Raw genomic sequence first — 11,897 nt, 5'->3', positions numbered from 1 at the left:
TAGTTATTAAACCCATTATTAAATGACCACTTTCATGAATAATAGTAGCTAAAGGAAAACCGATAATCATAGTAATGATAAAAATGATCATAACATTAATTAATGTTTCCTGGTAAGTGATTTGATTAATCAAATATCCTAGTAATGTACCCAACATTAAACATAATATAAAATAAATAGCGTTTGTTTTTACTTTCATTTTTAACCTCGAAATAAATTAAAACATCCAAATTGGATGTTTTAAAATAAGTCACCATTATCTTCGATATATTGATTAGATAATGGTAAATCTTGGCAAGTTAAATCAATGTTACAGCGCTCTGCAAGTTCAAATAAACAAGCCCAAATTTCAGGATTACGGAATATAATTCTTTTAGGTGATCCAAATTGTAGAATATAGCCAATGACAAAATCAAGTACGATTGAAAGATTATTATCTTCTGGAAAAATCGTTTGGTTATGAATGGATGCTCCGGTATCACTGTTAAAGACTAAAAAGACAAGATGATTTAATGGTTTAGAATAACTAGCCTCTGTTATTTCCTGATTTAAATAAGCCAGATCAATTTCTAAGCATGCATCGTTTTTTGGTGCTTGACTTAATTTTTCTAATAATTGTTTATCACTAAATTCCATAACTCCAAATGGATCGACATCAGGAGTAACCATTGCTTCATAATGCCACTTTTCATCTTGTAAAGTAGCACAGAGCAATTCTCCTTCATTAAAACGAATATCGATCTTACCAGCTTGATAAAGATCATCTATTTCTAAAAGTTCTTCCATTACTTTAATAAATAAAAGAGCATCATCGTCACTGATATGATAAGGTATATATCCTTTTTTTAAGGTAGCAAAATATGGCCATTTACTATCACTAGAAAAAGATGGGTTTAGTTCTTCAATAATTGCTTTTTGTTCCTTGAAAAGATTTACCCGATTTCTCATATAAAAAGTAATACAAGTTTGATTACAAATTAAGTAATTATCTAGAATCTGATCAAATTCACAGGCTGCAAGTGAAGCTAGATCTTTAAGTCCATCAAGTCCAGTATAGATTGATAATCCATAAACACAGTTTGTATCGCCTAAAATGGAACAATAGTATGGCTGGTCATGATCAGGAAAGGTAATTTGAAACCAATCGGCTGATTCAAAACGTAACCAAGGCTGCTGTTTGTTCCATTTAGTGACTACATTGTATAAATTATTCCAAATTTTTAAGTTATTGTTCATATATTTTCCCCCTAAATTATATTTTAATAAAAGCAATGATAATTGCAATGATAATTGCGGCTAAAACATCACTAATATAATGAACGCCACAAAGTATTCGCGAACTGCTGACAATAATAGCTAGAACTATCATGATTATCCCCAATAGCCAAGATACATTTAAGCAAGCCAAAGCAATAGCAAAAGCACTAACAGTATGTCGACTAGGAAATGATTCACCGTGTTTATGAGATAATAGTGGTTCAATAGCCATCGCTTCATAAGGACGTTTACGATTTACAATCTTTCTAAAAATCGTCACGATAAAAAAAGAAGCTGCTGGTCGTATAATGGTTGGCACTAGTAAATCATTGTTAGTAATTAATAAAAAGATAATTACCAACGGATAAATAATAAAAGTAATGATTGGAATATATTTAGTAAAGTTAATTAATGCTTGCATCAAAAATGGATATTTTCTAATTGTTGATAACATCGATTGATAAAAACTTTCCATATAAATTCCTTACTTTAATATTAAAATTGTTTCTCCAGGATTCATCGTTAAAATCTTTCGCTTGATTTTTTGATGATGATATTGCTTGCGAACATAAAGTTGTAATACTTTACTAGAATAACCATGAATAACAGTAGTTTCATTAGTTAATGGACTTAGGCTGTTTAAATGATTATCAAGCATGACTTTAGCTTCAGTAGTTGTGCAGTTATGAATATCTATTTGATCAAACATTTAATTCCTCCTCTTTTATTTAAATCTATTATACAAACAATTAAACAAACTTGCAATTTGATAAGATATTCAGTAGAATATAAAGCATGAATGGAGTGATGTATAGATGGCTTTAACAGCTGGAATCGTTGGTTTACCTAATGTTGGAAAATCAACTTTATTTAACGCAATTACAAATGCTCAGGTAGAAGCAGCTAACTATCCTTTTGCAACGATTGATCCTAACGTTGGGGTAGTTGAAGTACCTGATTATCGATTGGATAAATTGACAGAAATTTTTAATCCGAAAAAAACAATTCCCACTACTTTTGGATTTACGGATATTGCCGGGTTAGTCAAAGGTGCTAGTCGTGGTGAAGGATTGGGAAATAAGTTTTTAGGAAATATTCGCGAAACAGATGCAATCTGTGAGGTTGTTCGTTGTTTTAGAGATAAAGATGTAACCCATGTTGATGGTGATGTTGATCCAATTAGAGATATTGAAACGATTAATTTAGAATTGATTTTTGCTGATTTGGAAACAGTTGAAAAAAGAATTGGACGAATTGCTAAAAAAGCACAATCAGGGGATAAAGGTGCTAAAGAAGAAATTGTTATTTTAGAAAAAATCAAAGGGGTATTAGAAGCTAATAAACCAGCAAGAACGATTGATTTTAGTAAAGAAGAAATGGCAATTGTAAAACAGTACACATTACTTACGATGAAACCAATTATTTATGTTGCTAATATTGGTGAAGAGGATCTTGATGATCCTGCTAGTAATCCATATTACAATGAAGTAGTCAAATTTGCCAAGGAAGAAGGTGCTAATGTTGTTCCTATCTGTGCTAAAATTGAAAGTGAATTAGTAGGTATGGATAAAGAAGAAAAAGCGTTATTCCTTGAAGAATTAGGTATTGCTGAAAGCGGGTTAGATAAATTAATTAAAGAAGCCTATCAGCTTTTAGGATTACGAACATATTTTACTGCCGGACCACAAGAAGTAAGAGCTTGGACTTTTAAGCAGGGAATGACTGCCCCGGAAATGGCTGGAATTATTCACAGTGATTTCCAACGTGGTTTTATTAAAGCGGAAACATACAGTTTTGATGATTTGGTGGAATATGGAAATGAACATGCTTTAAAAGAAGCTGGTAAAATTCGTCAGGAAGGAAAACAATATGTTGGCCAAGATGGTGATGTCATGTTGTTTAAGTTCAATGTATAATGGCTAAACATCCTAAAGAAAAGAAGAGCTTGCTTGAACGAATCAAGCCTAGCGGTCCTAAAGATTTAATTCGTAAAATTATTTTATTAGTTTGTATATGTGTATTTTGTTATAGTGCCTATAATCTAGCGTCTATTTTATGGGAATACAAAGAAATGGATGAAAGTAATGATAAAATTGAAGAAACTTATGTAACTGAAGTTAGTGATGATTCTAAAGGGTATAAAATTGTTGACTTTGAGGCTTTATTAGCTCGTAATCCTGATGTTAAAGGATGGATCGATATTCCTGATACTAATGTAAGTTATCCAATTTTACAAGGGGAAACTAATGATACCTATATCCATAGTGATATTGATAAAAATTATTTTAGAGCGGGTTCAATTTTTATCGCTAGTGAAAATGCGAATCCCTTTACTGATTTAAATACCGTTATTTATGGTCATAACATGAAAAATGGTTCAATGTTTAATAACATTAAATCATATACTGATCAAACATTTGCCAATGAACATCCTTATGTTTATATCTACTTAACTGACGGAACTGTTAATCGCTATAAAGTGGTGGCAGCGCATATTATCCCTGAAGAAAGTTTATTATACAATACGGCAATTACCGATATTCAAGGATTTTACCAGGAAATGTTAAAGACAAGTGATATTAGTGTTGATTTTGATCAAAGCGCTAATAATCCAGTTATTACTTTATCAACTTGTACTTCTTCTGGTAGTGAAAGTGGTAAACGTAATGTTGTTCATGCGGTGCTTGATCAAACGGGTATTAATCCCCAAACTGACAAAATGGAATAGAAAAAACTGCTTAAGCAGTTTTTTTTAATGATTAAAAGCCATCAAGAAAATAAATACATAGTGTTTAATTTTTTTTTATTAATGGTATAATATAAGATGTTATAATTGGAGAAATAAAGATGGTATTTAATCGAAAGTATTTTAAATTATGTTTTATTGTATATATGTTTATAAATACTCTTGCATTAGGCTATTTAGGAATTGAGATAAATTACTTGTTTATACCATTGTTATTATGGGCAATTATGATTATTGGTCATGATATTTATAAAAAAGAATTTCGAATAAAAAATAATTATAGTATCTTGATGATCATACAAGGAATTATTTTAGTGTTGGCAACAATAAAGTGTGGTTATAGTGATTTAAATTCATACGTAATTGCAACAATGCAATTAATTATTTATTTGATTATGTTTAATAATCCAATGTCAATGACTAAAAAACAAATTAGTAATGAAGTTAAACCAATTATTGCTTTGGTTAATATATTAGTTGGATTTGCATCACTAATATCAATTGGTATGTATGCAGTTCATTTTAACAGTTATGCTAATGGCTGGAAATTAGGAGTTACCGCGGGAAGATTATCTGGGATTTATTTTAATAGTAATCCGGCAGCTTTTCTAGCGTGTATAACGATTGTTTTATCATTAGTAGCGATTCGTCAAAAATTTAAAGGAAGATATTGGTATTTACTAAATATTGGAATCCAGATTGTTTATATATTGTTGACTAAATGTCGCATGGCATTGGTTATTTTAGTTATTATTATCATTATGGTTGGATATTATTTTTTGATTCGCCGTAAGCCGTATAGTAATTTTAAACGGATTGTTTTAGCGGGTGCTTTAGCTATCGCTATTGCAACGACCGGATTTATTGGTGAACGGTTAGTCGAAATTGTACCTTCAGTTGGTAATATTACTAAAAATGAAACTAGCCGGTTTCAAATAGATGAATTAGTTACTGCGGGAAAATTATTGATTTCTGGCGATCGGGAAAAGTTTAATCAAGGTTTAAATATCGTAGATGAGGTTTCTAATGGTAGAATTTCTTTAACTAAAACAGCTTTTCAAATTTGGGAAAATGCGCCAATAATTGGAATAGGAGCAAATAATTTTAAAAAGGTTGGTAGTCAAGAAACTGATGTTTTAGATTATTGGGCAATTCAAGTTGTTCATAGTCATAATGTTTTTTTAGAAGCTCTGGTATCAACGGGAATCATTGGTTTTGTTTTATTTGTTATCTTTTTTTTGAAGTCAGTTTCAATGGTCTTTAATATGCTGAAAATATCACAGCGAACGGAAATGTATTTTATCATTTTAATGTTTGCGATGATTGTTTTAAGTGAATTTATAGGTGGTTTAAGTGATTATGGAGTTTTTTATATATATTCATTATCAGCTACTTTAGCCTGGTGTTTTTTGGGATATTTGTATACATATCAGCGTATTATTAAAAATGAAATCAACCAGATTGATTAATTTTAAAGTGGTATTTTAGTGGTTTAAGACAGTTTGTTTTAAACCGCTTTTTTTATTTTTAAATAAAAAATTGTGAAAAATTGGATAAGAATAAATGCAAATCCGTTGACATCTTTCGACATTGGTATATAATGTTAGCAACCTAACAAATTGGAGTGATAGTGTGGAAGAAAAACGAATTGGAGTAGAAATTAAAACACTTGCGAATTTAATTGGACGCCATTTAAATGAGATTAGCTGTAGTAATGTTGGAAGCAATTTAACAGGACCGCAAGGATTGTTTTTGTGTTATTTGTATGAACATCAGGATAAAGATATTTTCCAAAAAGATCTTGAAGCCTCATTTAATATTCGACGATCTAGTGCAACGGGACTTTTACGATGTTTAGAAGACAATGGTTTTATTAAACGTGAAAGTGTTGATTACGATGCTCGATTAAAGAAAATTATTTTAACGCAAAAGGCTTTTGAATTTAAAGATTTATTAGAAAAGCATATTTATCAAATGGAACAGACTTTAACTAAAAATCTAGAACCGGAAGAAATTGATGAATTTATCAGAATTATAGGTAAGATAAAAAAGAATTTAGAGTAGGAGAAGAAAATGGATAAGAAGTATTATATAGGAATTGATGTTGGGTCAACTACGATAAAAATTTATATTACTGATCAAAATGATGAATGTATTTTTTCAAAGTATGAAAGACATTATTCAGATATTCAAGCTACGATCAAAAGCTTATTACAAGAAGTTAAAGACAAATTTGGTAATTTAAAATTTGTTGCTGTAATGACAGGATCAGGTGGTTTGGCTTTGGCTGAATGTTTAGAGATTAAATTTGTTCAAGAAGTTATTGCTTGTACTAAAACAGTCGAAACTTATATACCTGAATGTGATGTTGCAATTGAACTTGGTGGCGAGGATGCTAAAATCACTTATTTTAAGGGTTCTTTGGAACAAAGAATGAATGGTTCTTGTGCTGGCGGTACTGGTGCCTTTATTGACCAGATGGCCTCGTTACTACAAACCGATGCTGCCGGGTTAAATGAATTAGCTAAAAATTATCAAACGATTTATCCTATCGCTTCTAGATGTGGGGTATTTGCCAAAACGGATATTCAACCATTAATCAACGATGGCGCCAATAAAGAAGATTTAGCGATTTCTATTTTTCAGGCTGTTGTCAACCAGACTATTAGTGGTTTAGCTTGTGGGAAACCGATTAGAGGAAAAGTTGCTTTTTTAGGAGGACCATTGTATTTTCTTGATCAATTGCGTCAGCGTTTTATTGATACCTTGAAATTAACTGATGAAGAAATTATTTTTCCTGATAACTCCCAATTATTCGTTGCTATGGGAGCAACATTATTAGCCAAAGAAGAAAGTCAGGAAACAGATTTAGATACTTTATTACATCGTTTAAATAACATTGATGAAAGTAAATTATCTAATGGAAATACTTTAGAACCATTATTTAAAAATGAAGAAGATCGCAATGAATTTAGACATCGTCATTACCGCGATAAAGTAAGAAAAAACGATCTTCGCAGTTATATTGGTAATGCCTATTTAGGTTTAGATGTTGGTTCAACTACTACTAAAGCAGTATTAATTGATGAAAATGATGCAATTTTATATTCATTCTATGATTCTAACGAAGGAAATCCTTTAGGGGTAGTCGAAAAAATAATTAGAGAAATTTATGATATTTTACCTAGCGGTGTAAAATTAGCTTATAGCGGAGTAACTGGTTATGGTGAAGCTCTAGTTAAAGCAGCGATGAAGATTGATATGGGTGAAGTAGAAACGATGGCCCATTATAAAGCGGCAACTTATTTTAAAGAAGATGTTAGTTTTATTTTAGATATTGGTGGTCAAGATATGAAGGCCATTAAGATCAAAGATGGGATCATCCAAGATATTTTATTGAATGAAGCTTGTTCAAGCGGTTGTGGTTCTTTTATCGAAACTTTTGCGAAATCATTAGGATATAATGTTAGTGACTTTGCCGCATTGGCATTAGAATCGAAAGCACCAATTGATCTAGGTAGCCGTTGTACTGTCTTTATGAACTCTAAAGTAAAACAGGCTCAAAAAGAAGGAGCTAAGATTGAGGATATCAGTGCTGGGCTTTCATATTCAGTTATTAAAAATGCTTTATATAAAGTTATTAAATTACGAAGCAAAGAAGAATTAGGAAAGAGTATTTTAGTTCAAGGTGGGACTTTCTATAATGAATCTGTACTTAGAGCTTTTGAAAAAGAAGCTGGTGTAAATGCAATTCGTCCCGATATTGCCGGATTAATGGGAGCATTTGGAATTGCTCGGTTAGCACGTGAAAATTATCATGGACAGCCATCAACTTTATTAACAAAAGAACAATTAGATGCCTTTACTTGTGAAAGTGAAATTCGCTATTGTCAAAAATGTACTAACCATTGTATGTTAACAGTATCTACATTCAATGATAAAAGTGAATATATTAGTGGAAACCGTTGTGAACGGGGAGCTAATTTACCACTAAAATCAAAGAAATTACCAAATTTATTTGATTATAAATATCGGCGAATTTTCAATTATCGTTCACTTACCAAAGACCAGGCAAAACGGGGAACAGTGGGAATCCCAAGAGTTTTAAATATGTATGAAAACTATCCCTTCTGGCATACTCTATTTACAAAGCTGGGATTTAGAGTTGTTATTTCGCCAAGATCATCAAAAGCTATTTATGAAAAAGGAATTGAATCAATTCCATCAGAAAGTGTTTGTTATCCAGCGAAGATTTCCCATGGCCATATTGAAGCTTTAATTGAAAAAGGAATTAGATATATTTTCTATCCAAGTGTTGCCTATGAACGCCAGGAATTTGACACTGCTAACAATCATTATAACTGTCCAGTAGTTACTTCATATCCGGAAGTAATTAGAAATAATGTTGATAATTTACAAGGGAATTCAATTATTTATCGCAATCCATTTATTGATTTAAGCAATCCTAAAACATTGCTTAATGTCTTAAAAGATGAATTTAGTGCTTTTAAGATTAGTGATAAAGAATTAAAAGCAGCAATTGATGCCGGTTATGAAGAATTAGCTAAATGCCGCCAGGACATCCAGGAACAAGGGGAAATGGTTCTTGGTTATCTTAAAGAAAATAATTTAACCGGAATTGTTTTAGCTGGACGGCCATATCATGTCGATCCAGAAATTAATCATGGGATTGCGGATTTGATTACGGCTGAAGGAATGGCAGTATTAACTGAAGATAGTATTTGTCATTTAGATAAAGAAGTTGATAATTTACGTGTTGTCGATCAATGGACTTATCATTCAAGACTATATCGGGCTGCTTCATTTGTATCAACACAGTCAAATCTAGAGTTAATTCAGTTAACTTCATTTGGTTGTGGGCTTGATGCTGTTACGAGTGACCAGGTAGCTGAAATCTTAAATGCGCGTCATAAAATTTATACTTTAATTAAAATTGATGAAGGAAGTAACTTAGGGGCTATTCGAATTAGAATTCGTTCTTTAAAAGCAACGATTTTAAAACAAGATAAAATTAATCGGATTGTTTATCAAAAATATCAGCCATTAAAAGTACCGTTTACTAAAGAAATGAAGGATAGCGGTTATACCATTCTTTGTCCACAGATGTCGCCAATTCATTTCCAATTTATCGAAACCGCAATGCAAGAATCAGGCTATAATTTAGTCGTGTTACCTTCAGTAGATAAAGGGGCGGTAGATGCGGGATTAAAATATGTAAATAATGATGCTTGTTATCCAAGTATCTTAGTAACCGGACAAATTATGGAAGCTTTACTAAGTGGTAAATATGATTTGGACAAAACAGCGGTCATCATTTCCCAAACTGGTGGTGGCTGTCGGGCAACTAACTATATTGCCTTTATCAGAAAAGCTTTACAGGATGCAAGAATGCCTCAAGTACCCGTAATTTCAGCCAATCTGCAAGGATTAGAAAGTAATCCCGGATTTAAAATTACTTTACCATTAGTGAAAAAAGTTATCATAGGAGCAATGTATGGAGATTTATTCATGCGTGTTTTATATCGAGTTCGTCCATACGAAGCAACTCCAGGCAGTGCTAATAAATTATACGAATCATGGGTAGAACGTTGTCAAAAGAATGTTCGTAATGGCAGCATTAGTGAATTTAGAAAAAATGTTTATCAAATCGTTAAAGAGTTTGATAATTTACCAATTCTAAATATTAAAAAGCCTAGAGTTGGATTGGTTGGTGAAATTTTAGTTAAATTCCATCCAACTGCCAATAATGAAATCGTTGAAATCGTTGAACGAGAAGGTGGCGAAGCTGTAATGCCTGACTTGATTGATTTCTTCCAATATTGTTTCTATAGCACTGATTTTGAAAATAAGCATTTCCATGCTTCTAAAAAAAGTGTACGGTTATGTAACTTAGCAATCAAGTTTGTTGACTTATTACGTCATGATATGATTAAAGCATTAAAGAAATCAAAACGTTTTGATCCACCAACACCAATTGATCATATAGCTAAAAAAGCATCAACGATCGTATCAATTGGAAATCAAACTGGTGAAGGCTGGTTTTTAACGGGTGAAATGATTGAATTAATTGAATCTGGTGCTCCAAATATTGTTTGTATGCAGCCATTTGCCTGCTTACCAAACCATGTAACCGGTAAAGGAGCCATCAAAGCATTAAGAAAAGCTTATCCACAAAGTAATATTGTGGCAATTGATTATGATCCTGGAGCTAGTGAGGTTAATCAGCTGAATCGAATTAAATTAATGATGTCAACAGCCTTTAAAAACTTAAAAATGGAACAAGAATAAAAATTGTAACCAATATTGTCAATTTAATAAACAGAAGATTTTAATTGATTTAAAATTTTCTGTTTTTCTTTTTTATAATCTAAAATGGTATAGCGTAAGTAGCTATACCATAGTTTTCTTTACTATAAATATCATTAATTTTATGATTGTTTTTAAAATTCTTTATTATTAATAATATGACAACTAATTTTATAAGAAATAATCGTAATAAGGATACCAAGTAGCATCGTAATGATTAAAATAAAATTATCAATTCCAATTGAAGCAATGATTGTTTTAAATGGTGGCATAAAAAACGATAAATCAAGATGAAACGCATTAGTGATCGTTACTGCTAAATAACCAATAATAAATACTCCACCGACAAATACAATATTAACTATTCGTCCCTTTTCATTACCAAACTTTAAATGAATGGGAATCATGATTGATAATATCGTTAACATAACTGGAATCAACATTAAAGCTGGTAAAATAAGTGTATTTAAGCCAATATAACTGCCATTATATAGTTGAAATACAGTGATAACTAATAAACTAATTAGCCAGGCCGCTAGACCCATAATAATACCAAAATAATATTTTTCACTTACATAGTTATTACGTTTAAAAGGTAAAGTGAATAAAAAAGCATTGCCATTATCAAATTCATCATAACTAATAGTACTAATTGAAAACAAAGCAGCAATAAATACCAAATAACCCATGATAAAGAATGGATTGTAATCAAAAGCTCCAGCTAAAGCAATTGCAATTAAAATGATAATGATGAAATAATTTTTTTGTTTCAACATTAACTTAAAATCCTTAATCAATAAACCTTTCATAAACTTTCACCTCGAATCATCATTAAGATCAAATCATCAATACTGCTGTTTTCAATGACAATATTAGGATAATTATCCAAATAATATTGTTTTTGATCGGTCAAACAGCGATAACCGTAACTTTCTTTTTTTATTTTTAATAAATATCGATGATCTAATTTATTAAACTGCTGTAAATCAACTTTTAAAATCGCATAGTTACTTAATAAAATATCAGTTTCTTCATGAAAAATAATCTTACCTTGATCAATCATATATAAATCATCACACAAACTTTCTAAATCTTTAGAAATATGGGAACTAATTAAAATCGAACGACTTTCATCTTCTAAGATATAATCTCGTAATAAATCTAAGATTTCATCACGAGCAATAACATCTAAAGTAGAAGTCGGTTCATCTAAAATCAATAATTTTGCCTGATGATTACAAGCGATAATAACTTTTAACTTTGTTTTCATCCCTAGCGAAAATTCTTTAATTGGTTTATTTAAAGGCAAATTAAACTGTTGGCAAAGACTTATAAAACGGTTTGAATCAAAATGCTGATACATATTTTTTAATATTGGTATAATATCATTGATCGTTAAATAACCGCTAAAGCCAGAATCAGCTAAGAGAGCACCGATATATTGTTTATCTTCATTAGTTAAAAGATTGATATTTTTATTAAAAATGGAAATATCACCACTATCTATTTTAACTAAACCTAAAATAGCCTTAAAAGTTGTTGTTTTCCCCGAACCATTTTGACCAAT

Annotated in this window: 11 protein-coding genes; 5 read left to right on the top strand and 6 right to left on the bottom strand. The window is 30.9% G+C overall.

The window, feature by feature from the left end; translation table 11 throughout:
• From J7M77_RS15190 to J7M77_RS15175, 4 genes are all read right to left on the bottom strand, one after another.
• On the bottom strand, positions 1 to 199 hold a 199-nt coding region (locus J7M77_RS15190; protein ID WP_296880093.1), incomplete at its 3' end, for a hypothetical protein.
• A 41-nt stretch (positions 200 to 240) separates the two neighbouring features.
• The gene (locus tag J7M77_RS15185) at positions 241 to 1,236 is read right to left on the bottom strand and encodes a hypothetical protein (protein WP_296880091.1); all 996 of its coding nucleotides are present in this window, start codon (positions 1,234 to 1,236) and stop codon (positions 241 to 243) included.
• A gap of 16 nt (positions 1,237 to 1,252) precedes the next feature.
• Positions 1,253 to 1,732: a phosphatase PAP2 family protein gene (locus J7M77_RS15180; protein WP_296880088.1), complete on the bottom strand. Its 480-nt coding sequence runs from the start codon at positions 1,730 to 1,732 to the stop codon at positions 1,253 to 1,255.
• Between the two features lie 9 nt (positions 1,733 to 1,741).
• Positions 1,742 to 1,966, bottom strand: a complete 225-nt coding sequence (locus J7M77_RS15175) for a hypothetical protein (RefSeq protein ID WP_296880086.1) — start codon at positions 1,964 to 1,966, stop codon at positions 1,742 to 1,744.
• Between the two features lie 106 nt (positions 1,967 to 2,072).
• Between J7M77_RS15175 and ychF the strand changes: the two genes are divergently transcribed.
• The 5 genes from ychF to J7M77_RS15150 all read left to right on the top strand — a co-directional run bounded on the left by ychF (position 2,073) and on the right by J7M77_RS15150 (position 10,312).
• Entirely contained in the window at positions 2,073 to 3,173 is a 1,101-nt protein-coding gene (gene ychF / locus J7M77_RS15170) for a redox-regulated ATPase YchF (protein ID WP_296880084.1), read from the top strand.
• On the top strand, positions 3,173 to 3,985 hold the full coding sequence (gene srtB / locus J7M77_RS15165) for a class B sortase (protein ID WP_296880082.1): 813 nt from the start codon (positions 3,173 to 3,175) through the stop codon (positions 3,983 to 3,985). Before ychF ends, srtB begins: the two co-directional genes overlap by 1 nt.
• A gap of 119 nt (positions 3,986 to 4,104) precedes the next feature.
• The gene (locus J7M77_RS15160; RefSeq protein ID WP_296880080.1) at positions 4,105 to 5,472 is read left to right on the top strand and encodes an O-antigen ligase; all 1,368 of its coding nucleotides are present in this window, start codon (positions 4,105 to 4,107) and stop codon (positions 5,470 to 5,472) included.
• Positions 5,473 to 5,635: 163 nt separating this feature from the next.
• Positions 5,636 to 6,067, top strand: coding sequence for a MarR family transcriptional regulator (locus J7M77_RS15155; protein ID WP_296880078.1), 432 nt, complete (start codon positions 5,636 to 5,638; stop codon positions 6,065 to 6,067).
• Positions 6,068 to 6,076: 9 nt separating this feature from the next.
• Positions 6,077 to 10,312: a 2-hydroxyacyl-CoA dehydratase gene (locus J7M77_RS15150; RefSeq protein WP_296880076.1), complete on the top strand. Its 4,236-nt coding sequence runs from the start codon at positions 6,077 to 6,079 to the stop codon at positions 10,310 to 10,312.
• Between the two features lie 152 nt (positions 10,313 to 10,464).
• On the opposite strand, the gene J7M77_RS15145 is transcribed toward J7M77_RS15150, so the two are convergent.
• Together J7M77_RS15145 and J7M77_RS15140 are read right to left on the bottom strand one after the other, a co-directional pair.
• Entirely contained in the window at positions 10,465 to 11,139 is a 675-nt protein-coding gene (locus J7M77_RS15145) for an ABC-2 transporter permease (RefSeq protein ID WP_296880074.1), read from the bottom strand.
• The coding region (locus J7M77_RS15140) for an ATP-binding cassette domain-containing protein (RefSeq protein ID WP_296880072.1) at positions 11,136 to 11,897 on the bottom strand (762 nt) is incomplete at its 5' end. The genes J7M77_RS15145 and J7M77_RS15140, both read right to left, overlap by 4 nt.

The sequence above is a fragment of the Thomasclavelia sp. genome (assembly GCF_017889095.1).
GTDB lineage: Bacteria > Bacillota_I > Bacilli_A > Erysipelotrichales > Coprobacillaceae > Thomasclavelia.
The sequence above is the reverse complement of the archived record's forward strand: the minus strand, read 5'-3'. Positions and strand labels throughout refer to the sequence as shown.

Excerpts from the sequence above, each read along its gene's own strand:
- J7M77_RS15160 (WP_296880080.1), top strand. The coding sequence starts at position 4,105 with ATGGTATTTAATCGAAAGTATTTTAAATTATGTTTTATTGTATATATG.
- ychF (WP_296880084.1), top strand. The coding sequence starts at position 2,073 with ATGGCTTTAACAGCTGGAATCGTTGGTTTACCTAATGTTGGAAAATCA.
- srtB (WP_296880082.1), top strand. The coding sequence starts at position 3,173 with ATGGCTAAACATCCTAAAGAAAAGAAGAGCTTGCTTGAACGAATCAAG.
- J7M77_RS15185 (WP_296880091.1), bottom strand. The coding sequence starts at position 1,236 with ATGAACAATAACTTAAAAATTTGGAATAATTTATACAATGTAGTCACT.
- J7M77_RS15145 (WP_296880074.1), bottom strand. The coding sequence starts at position 11,139 with ATGAAAGGTTTATTGATTAAGGATTTTAAGTTAATGTTGAAACAAAAA.
- J7M77_RS15150 (WP_296880076.1), top strand. The coding sequence starts at position 6,077 with ATGGATAAGAAGTATTATATAGGAATTGATGTTGGGTCAACTACGATA.
- J7M77_RS15180 (WP_296880088.1), bottom strand. The coding sequence starts at position 1,732 with ATGGAAAGTTTTTATCAATCGATGTTATCAACAATTAGAAAATATCCA.
- J7M77_RS15175 (WP_296880086.1), bottom strand. The coding sequence starts at position 1,966 with ATGTTTGATCAAATAGATATTCATAACTGCACAACTACTGAAGCTAAA.